Below are 20,515 nucleotides of genomic sequence, written 5' to 3' on the forward strand. Positions count from 1 at the left end.
TGCGCGACAGGCGCGGCTGACAACCGAGGGAGAATCCTCATGGCGTCTTTTGCAAGATACGTTCGCTTCGTCGCCTGCGCCTGGACCTTGTTCGTCGTCATGGTTTTCGCCGTTCCGGCATCCGCCCAGCAGCCGTCCCGCGTCGACCCCAACGCAAGCGCAGTGACGGAGCAGAAGCTTTTTCAGGAACACAGCCGTATCCAGGGACGCGTCAGCATTCCCGATCAGCGATCGAGCATGCTGGAACAGCCGGCCGGCCGGGACTGGCGGCATTTCCGCAATGTCACGCTGCGCTGGATTGGCGGGATCGCGATCCTCGGGATGCTTGCCCTCCTCAGCGTTTTCTATCTGGCGCGGGGCATGGTGCGCATCGAAAGCGGCCGTTCAGGCCGCACCATTGTCCGCTTCTCGGCCTTCGAGCGTTTCGTGCACTGGATGACCGCGACCTGTTTCATCATTCTCGCGATTTCGGGCTTGAACATCACCTTCGGCCGCCCGCTTTTGCTGCCCTTGATCGGTTTTGATGTGTTTTCGGAATGGTCGCAGTGGGCGAAGTATGCGCACAATTACCTGAGCTTCCCCTTCACCATCGGCGTCGTCCTGATTTTCCTGATGTGGATCGCCGGCAACATCCCCAACAAGGTCGACGTGGAGTGGCTCAAGCGCGGCGGCGGGATGGTCGGCCATGACCACCCGCCGGCGTACCGCTTCAATGCCGGTCAGAAGGGTGTCTACTGGATCGTCGTGATCGGCGGCGGCCTTGTCGCGGCGACCGGCTATCAGTTGATGTTTCCTTTCTATCTGACCGGCATCGAAGGCATGCAACTCGCGCACGTCGTTCACGCCGTGGTCGCGGTGCTGTTCGTCGCCGTCATGCTGGCCCATATCTATATCGGCACGATCGGAATGGAGGGGGCGTTCGAAGCGATGGGCGAAGGCACGGTGGACGTGAACTGGGCCAGGGAACATCACAGTCTCTGGCTCGATGAACAAAACGCCCGCACTCCCTCAACGAACGAGACGCGCCGTAAGCCGTCGGCCACGCCTGCGGAGTAAAAGTTCAGGTCGTCGTGTTTGTCCCGTTTGTCCGGCCGGCGGTTGTCATGGCACGTTTTGTCAGGACGTCTGGCAGGTCTTGCGGCGGTCTCGTCGAAACGGGATCGGATCCCATTGCAAATGATACCTCGTTCCGGAGGACACTCGAATGAAAGCCTTTCTGCTGGCGTGCGTCTGCGCCGTGGTGCTCGCGCTCGTGGCCGTCGAGGGCCTTAACGTCGTTCAGAAACCGGTCAGCGTTGCCTTCTCCACGTCAGCCGTTCGCCTTTAATCCGGCACCGTACTGCTTGATCGGCACGTGATGAGAAAAAGCGCAGCGGCCCGTATTCAGGCTTCTGCCGCTCCATTGGTTTTCTCTATCAGGAAAACGATGCGCTGCTCGCTGCGTTCGGTAATCTCGACCTTGTCGCCGGTTTCGCGGATCAGATTTGGAATATCGATGACCGACAACGGATCGGTGCAGTGCACTTCGAGCTGATCGCCCGTCCGCAACGGCTTCAGCGCCTTCCTGGTTTTCAAGGCGGGCAAGGGACATTTCAGTCCGGTGAGATCGAGCTTCGTCCTGTTCATGCGCGCAGGATGAAGGTGGGAGCGCCCAAGGTCAACGCAGCATCCTCATAGCAGGCCGGCGTAGGGAAGAAACCCGACGTCCTGCCCGGGCTCGACCCGGGTCACGGTCTCCCCGAGTTCGACCAGGCCATCGGTATCGACCAGCGAGGATAAAAGCCCCGCGCCCTCGCGCGGAAACTTGATAGCTTCGATCGCACCATCGTCGGCCCTGCGCAAGCTGGCGCGGACATATTCGCGTCGGCCGGACTTTTTCTTGTAGGTGAAAGCCGCGCGTACCGGCATCGGAATAAGCGGTTCGGGCAAGGCGCCCGACAACGCCAGCACGGTCGGCCGCACCACGTGGACGAAGGTGATGAAGCTTGCGACCGGATTGCCCGGCAATCCGATCAGGGGTGTGCCGCCGATGATCCCCATCGCGACGGGACGGCCCGGCTTGATCGCCATGCGCCACATCACCAGCGTCCCGATGCTTTCGACCGCCGCCTTGACGTGATCCTCTTCGCCGGTTGAAACGCCGCCGCTGGTCAGGATCAGATCGCATTCGCCCGCGACATTCTTCAAGCCGCCGGCGAGCGATGCGGGGTCGTCGCGCAGGATGCCGAGGTCGGTGACCCCGCAGCCGAGCCTGCGCAGCATCGCCATCAGCATGAAGCGGTTGGAATCGAAGAGTTGCGCGCCGGCACGCGCTTGGCCGGGCGAGGCCAACTCGTCGCCGGTCGAAAATACCGCGACCCGAATCCGCCTGACGACCTTGAGATGCGTCAAGCCGAACGCGGCCGCGAGCGCGACGTGCTGCGGGCGCAGGCGCTGGCCGGCGCGCAAGCCGATCTCGCCTTGTCGGATGTCCTCACCCGCAGGACGGACATTGGCGCCCGGTTTCAAGCCGGGCGGCAAAACCACCTTGCCTGATGGATCGATGCGGACGTCTTCCTGCATGAATACGGTATCAGCGCCCGGCGGGAGCGGCGCGCCGGTAAAGATTCGCGCGACGTGACCGGGCTCCAGCGGCCCGCATGCCGCAGCGCCAGCCTGAATGCGGCCGGCCACCGGCAGGATCTGCTCCGCCGTTTTTGCAATCTCCCGGCTCCGCGCCGCGTAACCATCGACCGCGGAATTGGTGAAGGGCGGCAGCGGCAACGGCGCGATCACGTTGCCCGCGAGCACGCGTCCATCGCTGTCGGAAAGAGGCACCGTTTCGAAATCCGTGATCGCGTTGACGCTCGCCGCGATCAGGCTGACCGCGTCGTCGACCGACATCATCGGTCCGCCGAAGGCGAAGCAATCATCGGACAATTGAGCCATGGCGCTCCTTCAGCCCCGCGCCGCGCGCGCGGTATCGATCTCCTCCACCGGCATCGCCGCGCGCCGCACGAGCGTGGCGACCGCGGGGATATCATCGAGATGGGCCACCGGCAGCCGGGTTTCAAGCGAAACGTCGGCGACGACGCCGACGATGTGATCGTCGTCGGGAAACAGGAAGGGCTTGTCGTTGCCGGCCCGGTGGACCTCGATCTTGGGCAGCGGCGCGCGCTTGAACCCTTCGACGACGACGAGGTCGACCGGAGCCAGCTTTTGCAGCAATTCAAAAAGATCGAGTTCGGGCGCTTCGTGCAGTTCGTGCATCAGCGCCCAGCGCCGCTCGGATGACACCAGGACTTCGGTCGCGCCCGCCTCGCGGTGGCGCCAGGAATCCTTGCCGGGCACGTCCACATCGAAATTGTGGTGAGCGTGCTTGATGACGGAAATGCTTACGCCCTCTTTCAGCAAATGCGGGATGAGGCGCGTCAGCAACGTGGTCTTTCCGGCGCCGCTCCATCCTGCCAGGCCGATCACTTTCATCCCGGTCCCCGGAACCCGCCACGTCATTCATTCTCCGTATGTTTATATCGGTTCAATGCCAGTGTCATGCTAGCGTCTTCGGATGATGAAGATCGAAAAACCGCCGGCTCCCCTGATTGTCCCCAGCCCGGACGATTCACGGCTGACCCGGCTCGTTACGGGGACCGACCAGACCGGCGCGAATGTCGACATCAAGGTGCCGATGGAGCGGCCGCTGACGCTCTACCTGAACGCTCAGGAGATCGTCACCATGATGACGATCGGCGACCATCCAGAATACCTCGCGCTCGGCTACCTGCTCAACCAGAACATGCTGAAATACGACGACGTCGTCACCGAGGTCGAATATGACGACGATCTTCAGGTCGTTGTGGTCAGGACCGGGCACCACACCAATTTCGAGCACAAGCTGAAGAAGCGCACGCAGACCTCCGGCTGCGCCCAGGGCACCGCGTTCGGAGACCTGCTCGAAGCTGTCGAAAGCGTCGAACTTCCCCAGGCGGAATTGCGAACGTCCTGGCTGTACCGGATGACGCATACGATCAACACCATGCCCTCGCTTTACCTTGAGGCCGGCGCCATCCATGGCTGCGTGCTGTGCAGGGAAGGCGAGCCGCTCTGCTACACCGAGGACGTCGGCCGCCACAACGCCGTCGACAAGATTGCCGGCTGGATGTACCGGCACGGGGTCGATCCCGCCGACAAGATTCTTTATACCACCGGACGGCTGACCTCGGAGATGGTGATCAAGACCGTGCGCATGGGCATTCCGATCCTGGTGTCGCGCTCGGGCTTCACCGCCTGGGGCGTCGATCTGGCGCGACAGGTGGGACTGACGCTGGTCGGGCGCACGCGGGGAAAACGCTTCATCGCGCTGTCGGGCGAACAGCGCATCGTCTACGATCAGAACCTCGCTTATGTCGAGGACGAGTCGGCGCGGCACCAGCGCAAGGGAGAAGGCGGTGACGATTGAGATTCCGCCGACCCCCGGCGTGCTGCTCGCCGGCGGCCTGGCGCGACGCATGGGCGGCGGCGACAAGCCGATGCGGACGATCGCCGGTCGCACCATTCTGGAGCGCGTGATCGCGCGGCTGAAGCCGCAATGCGACGGAATCATTCTCAACGCCAATGGCGATCCCGAACGGTTCGCGACGTTCGGGCTTACGGTCATAGCCGACGACGTGCCCGATTTTCCCGGGCCGCTCGCCGGCATTCTCGCTGCGCTCGACTGGGTGGCCGCGAACCGCCCCGGGGTCGAATGGATGCTGAGCGCCGCCGCGGATTGCCCGTTCCTGCCACGCGATCTGGTCGCGCGCCTGCATCAGGGCCGCGCGGCGGAACAGGCCCAGCTCGCGGTTGCCGTGTCCGGCGGACAAATGCATCCGGTGATCGGACTCTGGCATGTCGGCTTGCGTGAGGAGCTGCGCCGCGCGCTAGTCGAGGACGACATCCGCAAGATCGACCGCTGGACCGCGCGTTACCGGCTTGCGTCCGTAAGCTGGCCGGCGGAGCCGCTCGATCCGTTCTTCAATGCCAACACGGTCGAGGACATCGCCGAGGCGGAACGGCTGGCGGCTCTCGACGGGGGGTAACCGTCACGCCCGCCGAAAGCCGGCATGGGCCAGCGCGGCGCGGATTTCCTCCGATGCCAGCGCGTCGAGAAAAGCCTGTACTGCGGGACGTTGCTTTCGCGCCGTCACCAGCGCGAAATCGTAATGTTCCTCGGCGAGCGGAATGAAGCCGAGACCGTAGGCCCGCGCCACCGGAGCAATGGTCATGCCCCAATCGGCACGATGCTGGGCCACGGCTGCTGCGACCGCATTGTGCGAACGCGGCTGGTTCCAGTATCCTTCGGGCCGCGCGCCTGCGAGCAGCCGGTCGATCAGGATGCGCGTGCCCGCGCCCTGGTTGCGATTCACCATGATGCAGGCGGGATCGGCCAGCGCGGCGCGCACGGCGTCCTGCGCAGTCGCGCCTTCGAACCGTTGGTCACCTTTGCAAAACACAAGGCCCTGCATGCGCCGCCAACCCGGCAGCAATTCGAGTCCTTCGGCTAGGAAAGGCATGTTGTAAGTCTCGGTCTTGTCGTCGAACAGATGGATGGGCGCGAGATCGCACTCGCCGCGCCGCGCCGCCGCCAGTCCGCCGAGGCTTCCGACTGCGATCGTGCGCACCATGAGGCCGGCGCGCGCAAGCGGCGTGGTAACGAGATCAAGTCCGGTGCAATGGCTCCCTATGATGACAAGGTCCGGCGCCCGGACGTGCGGAGTGAACAGCGTGACGTCCGCCGCGGTGTCGGCCGGCATGTGATCGGCCAAGGTATCGATGCGCAGGAAGCCGTCGGCCTGCGCGAACGAGGTGATCGCGCCCGAGCCCTTGCCGGTGGGATAGGCGATCAATCCGTCGCGACCCTCCACCAGCGAGACCATGACGAATTCGGCGCGGCCGAGTTCGGAAGCGATCCGCACCGGCACCTTCGCGCCGATTTTGGCATCGGCGCGCGGCGGCAGGCCGGCCATTCGTCGCAGCACCGGCACGATCATGTCGTGAAAGGTGAACATCGCCGAGGTCGGAAATCCGGGCAGGATCACGACCGGCTTGCCGTCACAGACGGCGAGGCATAGCGGCTTGCCCGGCTTGAGGGCAACGCCATGCGCGATGATGCCGGGCCTGCCGAGCCGGGTGACGATGCGGTGGGACAGATCGCCGGCGCCCTTGGAGGTGCCGCCGGACAAGACCAGCATGTCGCTTTCGAGAAGCGCGCGCCGCATCGCCGCCTCAAGCTGTGCATCATCGTCCGGGACCGCGCCGAGAAAGACCGCATCGCCGCCGTTCTCATCTATCGCAGCAGTGATGATCGCGCCGTTGGTGTCAAAGATCGCGGCCGGGCGCAGCGGCGAGCCCGGCTGCACCAGTTCGTCGCCGGTCGAGATGACGGCGACGCGCGGTCTGCGCGCGACGCTGACATCCGCGATGCCGCATGCCGCCAGAATACCGACCTCGCGCGAGCCGATCACCGTTCCGGCCCGCAGCAACGTCTCGCCGCGGGCGATGTCGGATCCGGCGTAGGAGACGAACTGTCCGGGCGAAACGGTGCGGCGCACCTCGATGCGGGAGCCGCTCGCCGGCTGGGTGTGCTCGACCATGACGACGGCGTCGGCGCCGCGCGGCAGGGGGCCGCCGGTCGCGATCGCCGTCGCCGTTCCCGGCAGCACCGGCTTGGTGGGCGCGGTGCCGCACGCGATCGCTTCATCGTTGAGCACGAGCCGCACCGGGGTTCCTTCGCCCGCCGAGGACAGATCGATCGAGCGGACGGCAAACCCGTCGACGTTGGAACGGTCGAAGGGCGGCACGTCGAGCGGCGCCACCACGTCGTCGGCGAGCGCGCCGCCGAGCGCATCGGCGAGCCTGCGTTGTTCCCTCGTGACCGCGCGTGGAAACAGCGCGGCCTCAAACCGCCTAACGGCTTCTTCGCGCGACAGGATCGTCAGGAACTGGTCCTGCTCGCCGCTGTCGCGGTTATTCGGGGATGGAGCCTCGGTCATCTTCCAATCCATGTCATTCCCGCCATAGATAGGCATCGACCGGCGCGCCTGCCGCGAATCCTTCGCTGGACCCCGGGATCAGCAGCCACGCATCCGCGCGGGCCATGATATGAAGCGGCAGATCACCGGTCGCGAGGGGAAGCCATGCAGCGTCCCGTTCCTCGAGCAAAGCGATCTCGGCAAGGCCGACGCTTGAGGCGATCTTGCGCGACAGAGGCAGGCGCCGCGATGGCCGCGATTGTCGTCCGGACAGGCGCTCCAGTACGGGAAGCGCCAAAGCGAACCATGCGGCGAGCGCGTGATCGGGAGCGCCGGGCATCACCAGAACAGGGACTGTACCAACTCGCCCGATGGCCGCGGTGCGTCCGGGCTGCAGCGCGACGCCATGGGCCAGCACTTCGCCGCGGCGAGCGAGCGCGGTGACCGTCGCATCAAAGCGGCCGACGCCGCTGCCGCCCACGGCGATCAACAGGTCCAAGCCATCCGGGTCGAGCACGTCCGCGATGGACGCCGCATCGCGTGCTGTGGCTTCGATCTCCGTGACGGAAGCGCCATTGGCGCGAGCATGGTCGGCGATCAGGCGGGCCGTCGCCGTGCCACCGGGAAGGTTGACGATGCGGAGCCGCGGACGGCGCACATTGAGGGTTTTCAGCCCGGCGATCCGCGCGGTGAGAAGATCGCGTGGCCGGATCAGATGGCCGGGCGCAATCGGCTGGTCGCCCCCGACGACGTCGCTGCCGGCACGCCGGACGCCCTGTCCGGGCGCACCTTCGACGATAACCTCGACGAGGGGACCCGACGTAACGACCGCGCCGGCATCGAGCACGCAGTCGCAATGCTGCGGCATCACATCGCCCGCATCGACCCAGGCCGGCGGCTTCGCCAGGGCCAGCGGCGAATAGGATGAGGCGCCGACCACATCATTGGCGTTCACCGCCCAGCCGTCGGCAGCGGCACGATCATGGGCCGGAACGAACGGAAGAGCCGGCATTTCGGCCGCGACGCAGCCGAGCGCTTCGGCCAGGGGAAGCTCCCTCGGCGCGACCGCCTCGCGTTCGTGCAGCAAAGTTGCAACCGCCGTCTCGAGCGTCGTGAGCGATGCCGGCAGGCCCTGCGTCATGAGAGGTGTCCGTTGCCAGATGATGAGTCCGATTTGGGTTTCGCGAAGAGAGGTGCCAGGGCATGATCCCCGAAAAGTGGAGCCGGTCTTCGGATAAGATCATGCTCATTCAAAAGGATAAGGCCGTCGCGTTTTCAAGCGAAGCGTGTCCTCGGGCTTGACCCGAGGATGGATGCCGGTTTGCGTGAAGAAAACCGTCAAGCCGGAATAGCCTTAAGTGTAGCTTAGGTCCCGATATCGGACCCGAAATCAAATCCGGGCATCCGTGACGTCTGTTGACGGCCTTGAGAGGAAACCGCCGGCGGCAATCGAGCTGCCGGGGAAGTTCGGCAGGAGCGGCCGTTCTGTTACCGAACAAACGGCGAACATGCTGCGCGAGGCATTTCTGGCCGTGACCACGCCTCCCGGCGTATGGTGCGAGTCGTCCGGTGCTTCGCGCGCTTATGGCGAGGCAGTCGACCGCGATAGGCGTATGGGACGTTTATGAACGGGGCCGAAGATACCAGCCGATTCCGCCGCGGGGGCTTGTTCGCCAAGTACGTCATGTCGCTCGTCGGCCTGGTGGTGTTCGTTCTCCTGGTCAATGGCGCGCTCGAGATCTGGATCAGCTACAACCAGACCAGGACCGCGCTCATTCATGCGATGTCGGAAAAGGCCGATGCGACGGCGCATCGCGTAGAACAGTCGATCGTGGATCTGGAACGCCAAGTCAGCTGGGTGACGCGCGCCAGCGTCGTCACGGTCGAGCAGCGGCGCGCGGACTACGCCGAATTGCTGAATCGGGTTCCTGCCGTCAGTCGCATCTTCCAGCTTGACGGGCAGGGGCATGAGCAGCTCCGCCTGTCGCGTCACTCCGTTTCGTTCGGCAGCGGCGCCGACTTCTCCCAAGATGTGAGGTTTACGCACACCGTCGCAAACGGCGTCACATACGCGCCGGTTTTCTTCCGCGAGCAACAGCCCTTCATGTCGATCGCCGTCGCTCACTCGGGACAGAACGCCGGAGCGTCCGTGGCGGAAATCAACCTCGGTTTTCTGTCCGGCTATGTCGGCGAGGCGCAGGCCGGCAAGGTCGGCATGGCCTATCTCGTGGACTCGAACGGCATTCTGCTCGCCAGCTCGGACAAGAACGTGCATCCAGGCGAGAGCCTGTCGGCGTTGCCGCAAGTCGCGGCCTTGCTGAACCCCGGCAACAAGCCGCCTAGCTCGGGAACGAACGACGAAGGCCGGGACGTGCTGATCGCGTCCAGTCCGGTTGCCAAGCTCGGCTGGTTCGTGCTGTTCGAACAACCCGCAAGTCAGGCGCTCGCGCCGATCCATGATCTTTTGATTCGTATCGGCGTTCTGGTCGGATTCGGTCTTGTGCTCGCGATCCTTGCCGGAATGCTGCTGGCGCGGCGCATGCTGATCCCGATCCAGGCTCTCAACACCGGCGCGCAGCGTCTCGGTGGCGGCGACTTCGAACACCGTATCGACGTCAGGACCGGCGACGAACTGGAGCAACTCGCCGGGCAATTCAACAGCATGGCCGATCAGCTTCGCGAGACCTATTCCGACCTCGAACGCAAGGTCAAGGAGAGGACGCGCGAGCTGGCGCAGTCGGTGAGCGAACTCAAGGCGCTCGAGGAGTTCGGCCGCGCGGTCGCATCCTCGCTCGATCTCAACGCCGTGCTCCGCACGGTCGCCGGACGCGCGCTCGCGATCTCCAAAGCGGATGCCGTGCTGATCTATGGCTTCGATGCGGAAGCTCGCCGCTTTGATCTCATCGAGGCCAGCGGCACGGAGAAGCCGGCAGACGGCAGCCACGGCGTCATCGGCGCCGACGACGGCCTGCTTGGTCAGGCCGCCGCAAATGGCGAGCCGATCGCAATTGAAGACTTCGCAACGTCGGACGCAAATCCGCTTAAAGATGCCGCCGCCGCGGCCGGTTTCCGTTCCGCGCTGGCGGTGCCGCTGGTCGACCAGCAAGGCGTTCTCGGCGCGCTGATCGTGCTGCGCCGGAGCACCGGCGCATTTTTGCCGAGCCTGCTCGGGTTGATGCAGACGTTTGCTCATCAGTCGGTGCTGGCGATGCGCAACGCGCGGCTTTTCCACGAGGTCGATCAGAAAGGCAAGGAGCTTGCGACCGCGCACGGCATCGTGCAGCAGCAAGCCGACAAGCTGCAGCAGCAGACCTATCAACTGCTCAACTGGAACAAGTCGCTCGAGGAGCAGGTCGGCAAGCAGCTCGGAGAGATTGAGCGAATCCGGCGGCTCGAACGTTTTCTCGCGCCGCAGGTTGCGCAACTCGTCGCGTCGTCCGATGGACGGAATTCACTGCTCGACAGCCACCGGGGTGAAGTCACCGTTGTGTTCTGCGATCTGCGCGGCTTCACGGCGTTCACCGAAAGCTCGGAGCCGGAAGAGGCGATGAACGTGCTGCGGGAATATCACGCAGCGCTCGGCGAACTGATCTTCAAGTATGAAGGCACGCTGGACCGTTATGCGGGCGACGGCGTGATGATCCTGTTCAACGCTCCGATCCCGGTTCCCGATCACACGCCGCGCGCCATCCGGATGGCGGTTGAAATGCGCGATGCGATCGGGATGCTGTCGCAGAAATGGCGAAACCGCGGCCATAGCCTTGGCTTCAGCGTCGGGATCGCGGTTGGCTATGCGACGCTGGGCCAGGTCGGCTTCGAGCGGCGGCTCGAATATGCGGCGATCGGCAGCGTGACCAATCTTGCCTCGAGGCTATGCGACGAAGCCAGGGCAGGCCAGATCGTGGTCAATCAGCGTGCTTACGGCATGGTCGAGCATCTCGTGGAGGCGACGGCCTTGGCGCCGCTGGTCCTGAAGGGCTTCCACCATCCGGTCGCGGCCGTCGAGATTCATCGCTGGCAGGATCGCGCGGGCGGCGACACCGCGCTGCGTGCGGCGGCGGGTCGGTCTGGATGAATTTATTCGATCGTGCCGCGCGTTCGATCGCCCCGGTTGTTGAATCGCCACCCCGGCTTGAATAGGCTTTGCGCTCCATGGATTCCGCAGCGACCGCTGGCTGTCGCTGCGATGAGTGCGCGGTGTTTTTTTCGGAAAGAATCTTACGATGCCGATGAAATTCCCTGACTCGCATCACGTCGCGACGCGGGCGGCCGCTCTTGCCCTTGGGCTTGGAATGGCGGTCATCGCGTCTCGGGGGCTCGCGGCGGGCGACGAGAACACCCCCGACGGCGCCGCCGTGACCGTCCTGAAAGCGACCAGGTCCTGCTTTTCCGATACCGTCGAGGTCGCCGGAATCCTGATCCCGAAGAATGAGGCGGCCGTACGCCCGGAGCGGCCGGGACTGAAGGTCGCCGAGATATTGGCCGAGCCGGGACAAAGCGTGACCGCCGGTCAGACGCTCGCCCGTCTCAACCGCCCCGAGGGCGGATCGACGCAGGTTCAGGCGCCGGTCGCCGGACTGGTCAGCAGGTCCACGGCCGAGATCGGCGCGATTGCCTCGGGCAAGGGCGAGGCGTTGTTCAATATCGTCACCGGCAACGAGTTCGATCTGGTCGGCCAGGTGCCGACCGCTGATCTGGCGAAGCTCGCGGTCGGTCAGACCGCGAGGGTCGTGGTCGTCGGCGCCGGCGACATGGATGGCAAAGTCCGGCTCGTCGCGCCGACGGTCGAACCGAACAGCCAGCTTGGACAAGTCTTCATATCCGTCGATCCGAACAGGCACCTGCTGGTCAATGCGTCCGGCCGCGCGATCGTCAAGACCGGCGAGAGCTGCGGCATCGCGGTGCCGCTGACGGCGATCCTGTACGGGAGCGCGGGCACCGTGGTTCAGGTCGTCCGGCGCGAGCGGGTCGAAACGCGACGCGTCGAAGTGGGCTTGATGTCGGGAGGACTGGTCGAGATCCGCGAGGGCTTGTCGGAAGGCGACGTGGTGGTGGCGCGCGCCGGCGCCTTGTTGCGGGAGGGCGATCCGGTCAGGCCGGTCGCGAGTGTGAAGTAAGCCGCTCGGAGGCTTGATCCAACTTCGTTGAATCGACCTCTTATCCGAAACGGTTCTCAACCCGGATCAAGTCCGGGGCTGGCTTTTTTGAGACTCGGCTTAGGTTTTGATGGAAACACCCTGTTCCGTCATGGCCGGGCATTGCCGTTCGAAGAACGGCATCGCTTCGCTCGCCTATGGTCCCGGCCATCCACGTCTTTCTTCTTTCTTCGCTGAAATTCCAAAGACGTGGATGCCCGGCATAAAGCCGGGCATGACGGGTCGCTGATTCCGTCTAGAGTCTTTCCGCTTCTGATGGAATCAGAAGCGGGGCTCTATGATTTTGATTTGACGCGTTTTCTTGACGCGAACCGGCATCCATCCTCGGGTCAAGCCCGAGGACATGCTTCGCTTGGAAACGCTCTCAGGCAAACCTGCTCTAGCTGCCCGCCTTGCGCGACGCCATCGCGGCATCAGCCCTGAACGGCACGTCCTGAGCCAAGGACGACGACACCGCCGGAACCTGTTGGCCCCCGCTCGCGCGGGAAACGGCGACTCGCGTCTTGTTGAACGCGGCTTCGGCGTCGGGATTCGGCGTATCGAGGCTTTTGAGCAATTTCGCCATCAGCAGACTGTATTGTCCGCCGGATTCGTCAACCACTTGTCCGGGCGTCGCCGACGACAGGATCAGCGCATTGTCCGGCACATTGATCGGCGCAAGGCCGTGAGAGTAGGAGCGGAAGCGCCGCTCATAGGGGTTGCGCCGCGATGCATCGATCACCGCGAGCTTGACCCTGGCGGAGCGTTCTTTCATCGCGCCGAGCACGGTTTCGACGGACAACCCGTCACGCCTGACGTCGGCTTCCTTCCAGATCCGCGCATCCACCGGAATCATGTAGCTCTCGCGGCCGGACTGTATGCCGAAGCCGCTGAAGAACAGGAGCGCCGTCGTATCGGGGCCGATCTTCGATTCCAGGCGGCGCACCGCGCGATGCATATCGTCCCTGTTGGCGTCCTCCACCATGATGACGTCGAAGCCGTCGCGCCGCAGGATCGTCGTCAGCGCCCGGGCATCGTTGATGGACTGCTTCAAGGGCCGGTTCGCGTCCGGATAGTGTCCGTTGCCGATGACCAGCGCGACCCGCTGCGGCTTGACGGTAATGCTGCCGGTCGTGTCGGCGACAGCGAGGGCCTTCGCGACATCCAGGCTGCGCTTGTTGAGCGCGGCATGGGCTCCGATCGCCAGCGACACCATCCCGACGAGGATGGTGGCCACCGTGACCGAGCGGGGGGAAACGCGAAACTGCCCGAATGTCATAACGATCAATTCCTGGTCATGCTTGACGGCGCTCGTGAGTCGCGCCAATGCCGGATTGGTTTCAGGGGACACCCGGACTATTGCCGCCAAATACGCTTGTTTTGCGGCGCAGCATCGCGAGGTCATACCCTTGCCGGCCTCCATGAGCAACACGAAACCTTTATTTATTGGAAACACAACTGGTTAAGCACGTTGCGGCGGCTCTGCGGAAAACGACGGGGCGGATCGCGAAATTTCTGGAACGGGATGTCACGGAGACCCAACCTAACGCGGCCTTGCGGCCCGATGCCGTGACTTAAGTCACGTTTGTCTTTCCTGTCTATTCGTATAGTTTTTCAACAGGTTGTCTGAAGCAGGCCGTGACGCGACGCCGTCAGCGCGCCCGTGGGCGCGGAAAGAACATCATGACTGCTCGCCATGTTGCCGGCGCCGTCTATCGCGCGCTGACGAACCGCAAGAACGGCCCCTCGCTGTACGAGCTGTGCGATCCGTTGCTGTTGCGCCACCACGGCGGCGACGCTCACCTGGCCAAGTTCTACAGGACCGCGCTCGCCAATCCTGCCCTGCGTCCGCTGCTGCGGCGGGCCGGCCTGCCGGAACTGCGGGACGAGGGCCGGTTTGGGGAACTTCAGGACGCGCTGCGGCAGGCGCGAGACGATGTGTCCCCGGACTGGGCGGCGATCGGCCGGCCGGTGGCCGCGTTGCTGGACACCGTGACGCTGCACCACCCCCGACCCAACCGGGCGGCCGCGGCGGGAGCGCGGCCGGGCCTTGCCGAGATCGAGCGCATCATCCGGACCTGCGGCGCGCACCTGCTCCGGTCGTTTGAGAAGAACGGCTTCATCCCGACCTATGCCGCGTTCAACCTGATCGGCGATCCGGATCTGCGCGGCCGGGATTTTCTCGCCGCGCTTACCGGCCTCGATGCGCGCGGCTACAAGAACTCGACGCTGCTGTTCAATCTGGCGCGGGTCTTCATCGCGCGGTCGCCGGCGCGCGAGGTGATCAACCCGCCGTGGCGCGGCATCGCCGAACCGATGTGGGAGCCGGTGCAGATCCGCCATCGCTCGGCCTATTACGACGCGTTCTTCACCGAAGCGCTTTTGAGCTTCGGTGAAACCGGCCTCGCCACGCCCGCGGAAACCGAGGCGATCCGCCGCGCCAGCGCCGCGGTGGTCGATTTCTGCCTCACGACCAGCCGCGAGGACGTGCTGTCGCGTGACGGCGAGCGCGTCAGCGTGATCACCGCGCTGGCGCCAAATCCCCATCCACGCTTCAGCCGCTTCTTCGCGCAGATCAAGCAGGACCTCGGCTTCGGCATCTACGTTCCCGACTGCGACACCACCGCCTGCGCGTTCTCGGCCGCGACGCAAGCCGGCTCGACCGATCCGATCCTCGATCAGCCGCTGCTCGATTTCTACGCCGGCTATCAGGCAGGCGGCGGCGCCAACGAGCGGCTGGTGACTGTGCCGCTGAACGACAACATCGACTATGATGGCGGCATCGTGACCTGGATCGACAACCTCGCGGGCGATCGCCCTTACGGCAACGATCTCGACCCCACCCTCAACCTCGACGTTCTCGAGGTCAGCTTCCGCAATTGTTCGCGGTGGCGCGTTCTGGAAACGCCGCGACGCCTGCAGACGGTGCAGCGGATCATCGGCTTCCAGAGACGGCTGGTCGAGAGCGGCGCGTTCAGTAATCCCAGGTCCCATATCTACTATCTGCCCGAACTCTACTGCGCCTACTTCGGACGCTGCCATGCGGCATTCGCGGCGCTGCCCGCCGCCGCCCGCCGGGCCGTCGATCCCGATGACAGCTTCGGCTATATCCGCGGCCGGGTTCTGGCGTATGTGCAGGACACGTTGATGTCAGCCGAGATGAACGCGTTCGACGCCGCGCTGGCGCTGATCGCGTTGGGCCATCTCGGCGCCGACGCAGCCGCCTTCACGCCCGCGCTCAACTGCATCGCCGGCCAGGTCGGCGAAGGCGGGCGACGCGGACCTTTCAAGGCCTACGAATGGAACAAGATGAAAACACCGACGCGCATTGTGGTGGGCGGGCCGGAAGTGACATCGGCCTTCGTGCTGATGGGACTGGCGCTTGCCCGCAAGGCGATGCGACCACCGGCAAAACGGTAGATCTCGCAGTTCCATGGATGCGCATGTATAGGATGGCGGCCCGGGCCGGGTCGTCCACGGCGGGGATCGTCCGTTTCAACGCAAGGAGCAGCATTGTGGTGACCGCCATCGAGACGATCGAGCAGCTCGAGGCCATCTACGGCCAGCCTGGCGAGGCGGCGACCATCAAGGTGGCCCGTAGCATTACGCCGTCCTATCGCGCGCTGATCGAAAGTTCTCCGTTCGCCATATTGGCGACCTGCGGCGAGGAGGGACTTGACTGCTCGCCGCGCGGCGATCTGCCGGGCTTCGTTCGCGTTCAGGACGAGGTCACCTTGATCATCCCGGACCGGCGCGGCAACAACCGCATCGATTCGCTGCGCAATCTCATACGCGATCCCCGGGCGGCGTTGCTGTTCCTGATTCCGGGATCGGGCACCACCCTGCGGGTCAACGGGCGGGCGCTGGTGTCGGCCGATCCCGGGCTGCTGGCGTCTTTCGGGGTCGAAGGCAAGACGCCGCGCTCGGTCATCGTCATGAGCGTGGAGGAGATCTACTTTCAGTGCGCGCGCGCCATCATTCGTTCGCATCTCTGGGATCCCGCCCGTCACGTCGACCTCAAGAGCTTGCCGACGCCCGGCGAAATCCTCGCGGAGATGAGCAAGAGCCGCGTCGGCGGCGAGGAATACGACAAGGCATGGCTGGAGCGCGCGCGGCAGACGATGTGGTGATGTTTGCGAGTGAAATCTTGCAGTTAGAGCATGATCCCGAAAAGTGGAAACCGGTTTTCGGAAAAGATCATGCTCAAACAAAAAGATGAGCGACGAGTCTGGTTCAACGCAGTTGAAACAGACTCTAGCGGCCGAATAGCTGTTTCATGATCTCATCGACGGGCGGCTGCTTGTCATGGGATGACGGGTTTTGCGATGAAGAGTCTTGGGAGGGCCGGTTCGCGGGCGGCCCGCCGGGACCGGTTGCTGCGCCGAGTCCCTGCCGGATCAGGCTATCAAGAGTTTCTCCGAATTTGGGACCGGATTTGTCCGGGCCTCCAGCCCCGCTTTGGCCGAACAGTCCCTGTCCCAGTTCCCGGAGCTTCGCATAGGCCGCAGCCGGATCGTCGAGAATGCCGGCCACGTCCGGATAGATTCGCGGTTCGCTCCACGACCCCTGCACGACGACCGGAATGCCGAGGCCGATCGGATCGGCGCCGCCGCCCTGACCCTCGGTTGTCATGACGAGCTTCGGCTCGACCCGGAAAGCCAGCGTCTTCGAGCCGAGATCGACGGTGCCCGCGCCTGTCATCCGCACCAGCGGCCCGGCCAGGAACAGGTCGTTGGTGACGGCCCGTCCTTTCGCGATGGTTGCGGTTGCGCTGAGCTGCGACAGGTCGGTGGCCTGGTCCGGGCGCTTCTGCCATCCGGACAATGTGCCCGACGTCAACGCACGGATCATTTTCGCGATGTTGAGATGGCGGATCGCTCCGTCGCGAATGTCGATCGAAGCCGACCCGGTGAGGCTCGACAGGATCGCGCGCAGATTGGCGCCGGTGCCGCGCACGTCGGCCGTCGCGCGCATCCTGCCGTCGACACTGTTGAAATCCGCAAGCCCCGACAGCAACGGCAGCGCGCGGACGCCCGTTACATCGGTCTTCAGCGCATATGACGGATTGCTCGCTTTCGCGTCGATCGCCAGGACACCTCTGGCTTGCCCGTCATATGCGCCAAGGTTGGAGAATGTCGCTTTCAGAAGGCCGCCGGCGATGTCGGCCTCGACCGAGGCCGGCGCAAAGCGCGCTTCGCCGATCTTCAGTTCGGCCGCGGAAAGGGTGATCTGCGCATCGACATAGTTGAGCCCGCGGACATCGATCGGCGCATCGCTCCACGGCTGCGCGCCGGATCGCGGGACACCGGTCCGGGGCGGCCGCGCGCCGAGATCGAGCCGCTGAAAATCGAGATCGACCTTCACGAGCGGCTTGCTTGCAAGATCGACCGACGCCCAGCCGTTGAACTTGCCGCCGTCGAGCGATCCCGACAGGCCATTGACGAGAAGCATCTCGCCGTTGATCCGGACCTCGGCCCTCGCTGTCAGTCGGCGGGCCGGCGCGCCGGAAATCTCGAGCGTCAACTCGGTCGGGATATTCTGGGGCCCGAGCGGACCAGCGGGCGGCGTCGCGGCGATGCTGAAGGTCAGCGCCCGGCCGCCGGGACGCGCATCGCCGGTGATGTTGATTTTCCGGTCGGCAGCGGACGTCACGCTGGCGTTGATGTCGCCGACGGCGTCTTCCGAGCCGGTTTGCGGATCGAAGAAAACGATCGTGCCGTTGGAAACCGTCACGCGCTCGATCGGAAATGCCGCCTCGTTGTCCGGCGTATTTTCAGGGCGGCCCGGGCCGGCCGGGAGGCTGGCGCCGGTGCGTTCGCGCAGCATCGGCAGCCGCAGCGTCGGATGGTCTATCGCCAGTTCCGAAATTTTCGGAGCGCCCGACAGCAGGCTCGCCAATTCGAGACCGGCGCGGATTTCCCCCACGGCAAGCCGTCCGTCGCTCGCAGAACTCCCCGGCCTGTCGAACGTGACCTTGTGCAGCGTGAGGCTTGGCGACGGCCATAACCCGATCTCGGTCTTGCCCTTGATCGCGACCCTGTAGCCGGTCTCTCGCGCGATCCGGTCCTGCACGAACGAGGCGACGAAAGCGGAGGGGATTGCGGTCAAGAAGAGAGCGATTGCGACCACGATGAGGCATGTTGCGGCGCCGCCTGCGATTTTCAAAGCTCTCATCTTGCCATCTCGGAAAATGTGGATCCTTGCTCGCGGCCGCGTATCGGTTAGTGGTGCTTCGATCTTATGTTCGCAACAAGGCTCGCTGAAACGGGATGCGAATGTTAGAATCGGACCACTGGAATCTCCGTGACCTATGACACACTTTTGTCCGGGTTTGATCGAGCATAGTGAAACACGCGATGCATGGGCAGGCATCGGCGGCGTCATTTCAAAGGTTATGACGACTACAACCTGCCGGCGTCCCGGCAGTCGGTCTCAAGGGTGAATTGCGATGAGCAAGCAGTCGGAATTCGCGGTCATTCTCAAGATGAACCCGCTGTTTTCGGATCTCGGCGCGGACGATCTGCAGCGCATGGCTGGGCTTTGCCATACCCAGCAGCTCGCCGTCGGCGAAGTCCTGTTCCAGAAGGGCGACGAAGGCGATGCGCTCTACGGCGTGCGCCGCGGCCAGATCCGCATCGAGACCGGCGCCTCCGACGGTGGCCGGCTGACCCTGAACTTCCAGGGGCCGGGAGACCTGTTCGGCGAAATCGCCGTGCTCGACGGGCAGTCGCGCACCGCCGACGCGGTGGCGGGCGAGCCGGCCGAGCTGTTCGTCCTGCGCCGCGGCGATCTGCTGGCGTTTTTGGAGCGGGAGCCGAAAATCGCGATCCGCCTGATCGAACTGTTGTGCCAGCGTATCCGCTGGATCAGCGAGCGCATGGAGGAATCGGTGCTGCAGCCGCTGCCGGTGCGGATGGCGCGGAGGCTGTGCGCGCTGGCCGACGACTACGGCTCGGAGGTCCATATCTCGCAGGAGCAGCTCGGCGTTTATGTCGGCGCGGCGCGGGAGAGCATCAATCGCCAGCTCCAGCAATGGCGCAAGGACGGCATCCTGGATCTTCAGCGCGGCCGCATCCTGCTCAAGAACATGAGCCGGCTGACCGACGTGGCGCGCAATGCGTGAAGGAGGATCGTCGTCACCGGGCTTGACCGGTGATTCGTCCGCCATGAACGGCACTCGACGAAGCTCGATGGATACGCGGGTCTAGAGCATTTCCTATTTTTTAGGTAGAAGCGTATCCTGCGTTGATGAAGTAGTTTTGGCATTCTGCTGGCTGGATGGCTTGGACGAGTTCGCCGAGGGTGCGGCAGACATTGTCGATGGTTCGCCTTTGCGCGATGCGCATCCAATGCTTGATCTTTGCGAAGGTCTGCTCGATTGGATTGAGATCGGGAGAATAAGGCGGCAGATACCAGAGCCTGGCTCCTGCGGCGTTGATCATGCGGCGCAGTTCTGCGGATTTGTGGCTGCCGAGATTGTCCATGATGACGATGTCGCCGGATTTGAGAACCGGCACGAGTTGCTGGGCGACATAGGCGCGGAAGCACTCGCCGTTGATTGGCCCGTCGAAGACGCAAGGGGCCGTGAGGCGATTCCAGCGCAGCGCGCCGAGGAAGGTCAGTGTGCGCCAGTGACCGTGCGGTGCGAAGGCCCGCAGGCGCTCGCCCTTTGGAGCCCATCCGCGCAGCGGCGCCATGTTGGTCTTGATCCAGGTCTCGTCGATGAAGACCAGCCGGCGAGGATCGAGGCCCGCTTGCCATGATCGCCAGCGTCGACGTCTGCGCAGGACGTCGGGCCGGCCCTGCTCAAGGGCGAACAGTGTTTTTTTTGAACCGTAATCCCTCGCGCCGCAGGAACAGCCAGATCGTATTATGCCCGACCTTGATGCCGCGCGCGGCCAATTCGTCCCTGAGCTGGTGCAGCGTCACATGAGGCGTCTGGCGGATCCGGGCCGCGATAAAGGCGCGATGCGCTTCCAGCACCGCCTTGCGATGGCCGCCCATCTGGCCCGGCGCAACGGACCCGGTCGCACGATAGCGTTGAGACCACTTCACGACCGAGGAAATCGCAACCCCGAACCGTGAGGCAACCGAGCGGCAGCTCTCACCTTTCGAGACCGCTGCCACAACCCGCCGTCGAAGATCGCCAGAAAGTGGTCGTCCCATCCTTGCTGGCCTCCAATCCAGCAAGAATCTTGAATCAGAAGACCCCTGATTTGAAAACCAAAATCCGATTCCGCCTAAACAGGAACCGGTCTAAAGCGTTTTCGAGCGAAGTGGGGACCGGTTCGCGTGAAGAAAACGCGTCAAATCAAAATCATAGAGCCCCGCTTCTGATTCCATCAGAAGCGGAAAGGCTCGCGCCCGCGTATGACGCCCTCGTTTCATTGG

General features: G+C 64.2%; 17 protein-coding genes. 9 read left to right on the forward strand and 8 right to left on the reverse strand.

The window, feature by feature from the left end:
• The first annotated feature begins 39 nt into the window (after positions 1-39).
• Both ACMDCM_RS15205 and ACMDCM_RS15210 read left to right on the forward strand, forming a co-directional pair.
• Complete coding sequence (locus ACMDCM_RS15205; protein WP_412774333.1) at positions 40-1,056, forward strand: formate dehydrogenase subunit gamma; 1,017 nt, start codon at positions 40-42, stop codon at positions 1,054-1,056.
• A gap of 148 nt (positions 1,057-1,204) precedes the next feature.
• The gene (locus ACMDCM_RS15210) at positions 1,205-1,327 is read left to right on the forward strand and encodes a hypothetical protein (protein ID WP_319797746.1); all 123 of its coding nucleotides are present in this window, start codon (positions 1,205-1,207) and stop codon (positions 1,325-1,327) included.
• 56 nt (positions 1,328-1,383) lie between these two features.
• Here the strand turns inward: ACMDCM_RS15210 and ACMDCM_RS15215 are convergent, their stop codons facing one another.
• From ACMDCM_RS15215 to mobB, 3 genes are read right to left on the reverse strand one after another with little or no spacing between them, the layout of a single operon-like run.
• The gene (locus ACMDCM_RS15215; protein WP_412774334.1) at positions 1,384-1,626 is read right to left on the reverse strand and encodes a sulfurtransferase TusA family protein; all 243 of its coding nucleotides are present in this window, start codon (positions 1,624-1,626) and stop codon (positions 1,384-1,386) included.
• Between the two features lie 45 nt (positions 1,627-1,671).
• Positions 1,672-2,928 carry a molybdopterin molybdotransferase MoeA gene (locus ACMDCM_RS15220; RefSeq protein ID WP_412774335.1) on the reverse strand — a complete coding sequence of 419 codons (1,257 nt, stop codon included), beginning with the start codon at positions 2,926-2,928 and terminating at the stop codon, positions 1,672-1,674.
• A 9-nt stretch (positions 2,929-2,937) separates the two neighbouring features.
• Positions 2,938-3,465 (reverse strand): molybdopterin-guanine dinucleotide biosynthesis protein B, encoded by a 528-nt coding sequence (gene mobB, locus ACMDCM_RS15225; RefSeq protein ID WP_412774772.1) that lies wholly within the window; start codon positions 3,463-3,465, stop codon positions 2,938-2,940.
• Positions 3,466-3,547: 82 nt separating this feature from the next.
• On the opposite strand from mobB, the gene fdhD reads away from it, so the two are divergent.
• Both fdhD and mobA read left to right on the forward strand, forming a co-directional pair.
• The gene (gene fdhD / locus ACMDCM_RS15230; RefSeq protein WP_412774336.1) at positions 3,548-4,438 is read left to right on the forward strand and encodes a formate dehydrogenase accessory sulfurtransferase FdhD; all 891 of its coding nucleotides are present in this window, start codon (positions 3,548-3,550) and stop codon (positions 4,436-4,438) included.
• Entirely contained in the window at positions 4,383-5,057 is a 675-nt protein-coding gene (gene mobA / locus ACMDCM_RS15235; protein WP_412774337.1) for a molybdenum cofactor guanylyltransferase MobA, read from the forward strand. The genes fdhD and mobA overlap by 56 nt, the downstream gene beginning before the upstream one ends.
• 3 nt (positions 5,058-5,060) lie before the next feature.
• Here mobA and ACMDCM_RS15240 read toward each other — a convergent pair whose 3' ends face one another.
• Together ACMDCM_RS15240 and ACMDCM_RS15245 are read right to left on the reverse strand one after the other, a co-directional pair.
• A complete protein-coding gene (locus ACMDCM_RS15240) occupies positions 5,061-7,010 on the reverse strand; it encodes a molybdopterin biosynthesis protein (protein ID WP_412774338.1) in 1,950 nt (649 codons plus the stop codon).
• 13 nt (positions 7,011-7,023) lie between these two features.
• Complete coding sequence (locus ACMDCM_RS15245; RefSeq protein WP_412774339.1) at positions 7,024-8,130, reverse strand: molybdopterin-binding protein; 1,107 nt, start codon at positions 8,128-8,130, stop codon at positions 7,024-7,026.
• A gap of 483 nt (positions 8,131-8,613) precedes the next feature.
• On the opposite strand from ACMDCM_RS15245, the gene ACMDCM_RS15250 reads away from it, so the two are divergent.
• Complete coding sequence (locus ACMDCM_RS15250) at positions 8,614-11,064, forward strand: adenylate/guanylate cyclase domain-containing protein (protein ID WP_412774340.1); 2,451 nt, start codon at positions 8,614-8,616, stop codon at positions 11,062-11,064.
• Positions 11,065-11,218: 154 nt separating this feature from the next.
• Positions 11,219-12,106 carry an efflux RND transporter periplasmic adaptor subunit gene (locus ACMDCM_RS15255; RefSeq protein ID WP_412774773.1) on the forward strand — a complete coding sequence of 296 codons (888 nt, stop codon included), beginning with the start codon at positions 11,219-11,221 and terminating at the stop codon, positions 12,104-12,106.
• A 418-nt stretch (positions 12,107-12,524) separates the two neighbouring features.
• Here the strand turns inward: ACMDCM_RS15255 and ACMDCM_RS15260 are convergent, their stop codons facing one another.
• A complete protein-coding gene (locus ACMDCM_RS15260) occupies positions 12,525-13,403 on the reverse strand; it encodes a caspase family protein (RefSeq protein ID WP_412774341.1) in 879 nt (292 codons plus the stop codon).
• Positions 13,404-13,807: 404 nt separating this feature from the next.
• Here ACMDCM_RS15260 and ACMDCM_RS15265 point away from each other — a divergent pair, with 404 nt between their 5' ends.
• Together ACMDCM_RS15265 and ACMDCM_RS15270 are read left to right on the forward strand one after the other, a co-directional pair.
• Entirely contained in the window at positions 13,808-15,544 is a 1,737-nt protein-coding gene (locus tag ACMDCM_RS15265; RefSeq protein WP_412774342.1) for a hypothetical protein, read from the forward strand.
• 98 nt (positions 15,545-15,642) lie between these two features.
• Entirely contained in the window at positions 15,643-16,254 is a 612-nt protein-coding gene (locus ACMDCM_RS15270; protein WP_412774343.1) for a pyridoxamine 5'-phosphate oxidase family protein, read from the forward strand.
• 124 nt (positions 16,255-16,378) lie between these two features.
• Here the strand turns inward: ACMDCM_RS15270 and ACMDCM_RS15275 are convergent, their stop codons facing one another.
• Positions 16,379-18,298 (reverse strand): AsmA family protein, encoded by a 1,920-nt coding sequence (locus ACMDCM_RS15275; RefSeq protein WP_412774344.1) that lies wholly within the window; start codon positions 18,296-18,298, stop codon positions 16,379-16,381.
• A 274-nt stretch (positions 18,299-18,572) separates the two neighbouring features.
• Here ACMDCM_RS15275 and ACMDCM_RS15280 point away from each other — a divergent pair, with 274 nt between their 5' ends.
• Positions 18,573-19,247 carry a Crp/Fnr family transcriptional regulator gene (locus tag ACMDCM_RS15280; RefSeq protein ID WP_412774345.1) on the forward strand — a complete coding sequence of 225 codons (675 nt, stop codon included), beginning with the start codon at positions 18,573-18,575 and terminating at the stop codon, positions 19,245-19,247.
• Between the two features lie 100 nt (positions 19,248-19,347).
• Here ACMDCM_RS15280 and ACMDCM_RS15285 read toward each other — a convergent pair.
• A protein-coding gene (locus ACMDCM_RS15285) for an IS630 family transposase (RefSeq protein WP_412772097.1) occupies positions 19,348-20,290 on the reverse strand; the annotation gives its coding sequence in 2 pieces (ribosomal slippage) (positions 19,348-19,953 and positions 19,955-20,290; 942 coding nt in all).
• Between the last annotated feature and the right edge of the window lie 225 nt (positions 20,291-20,515).

The sequence above is a fragment of the Nitrobacter sp. genome, from assembly GCF_047149785.1.
Taxonomy (GTDB): Bacteria; Pseudomonadota; Alphaproteobacteria; order Rhizobiales; family Xanthobacteraceae; genus Nitrobacter.

Bases quoted from the DNA above. Each gene is read 5' to 3' on its own strand.
- ACMDCM_RS15205 (WP_412774333.1), top strand. From the start codon at position 40: ATGGCGTCTTTTGCAAGATACGTTCGCTTCGTCGCCTGCGCCTGGACC.
- ACMDCM_RS15210 (WP_319797746.1), top strand. From the start codon at position 1,205: ATGAAAGCCTTTCTGCTGGCGTGCGTCTGCGCCGTGGTGCTCGCGCTC.
- ACMDCM_RS15215 (WP_412774334.1), bottom strand. From the start codon at position 1,626: ATGAACAGGACGAAGCTCGATCTCACCGGACTGAAATGTCCCTTGCCC.
- ACMDCM_RS15220 (WP_412774335.1), bottom strand. From the start codon at position 2,928: ATGGCTCAATTGTCCGATGATTGCTTCGCCTTCGGCGGACCGATGATG.
- mobB (WP_412774772.1), bottom strand. From the start codon at position 3,465: ATGAAAGTGATCGGCCTGGCAGGATGGAGCGGCGCCGGAAAGACCACG.
- fdhD (WP_412774336.1), top strand. From the start codon at position 3,548: ATGATGAAGATCGAAAAACCGCCGGCTCCCCTGATTGTCCCCAGCCCG.
- mobA (WP_412774337.1), top strand. From the start codon at position 4,383: ATGTCGAGGACGAGTCGGCGCGGCACCAGCGCAAGGGAGAAGGCGGTG.
- ACMDCM_RS15240 (WP_412774338.1), bottom strand. From the start codon at position 7,010: ATGACCGAGGCTCCATCCCCGAATAACCGCGACAGCGGCGAGCAGGAC.
- ACMDCM_RS15245 (WP_412774339.1), bottom strand. From the start codon at position 8,130: ATGACGCAGGGCCTGCCGGCATCGCTCACGACGCTCGAGACGGCGGTT.
- ACMDCM_RS15250 (WP_412774340.1), top strand. From the start codon at position 8,614: ATGAACGGGGCCGAAGATACCAGCCGATTCCGCCGCGGGGGCTTGTTC.
- ACMDCM_RS15255 (WP_412774773.1), top strand. From the start codon at position 11,219: ATGAAATTCCCTGACTCGCATCACGTCGCGACGCGGGCGGCCGCTCTT.
- ACMDCM_RS15260 (WP_412774341.1), bottom strand. From the start codon at position 13,403: ATGACATTCGGGCAGTTTCGCGTTTCCCCCCGCTCGGTCACGGTGGCC.
- ACMDCM_RS15265 (WP_412774342.1), top strand. From the start codon at position 13,808: ATGACTGCTCGCCATGTTGCCGGCGCCGTCTATCGCGCGCTGACGAAC.
- ACMDCM_RS15275 (WP_412774344.1), bottom strand. From the start codon at position 18,298: ATGAGAGCTTTGAAAATCGCAGGCGGCGCCGCAACATGCCTCATCGTG.
- ACMDCM_RS15280 (WP_412774345.1), top strand. From the start codon at position 18,573: ATGAGCAAGCAGTCGGAATTCGCGGTCATTCTCAAGATGAACCCGCTG.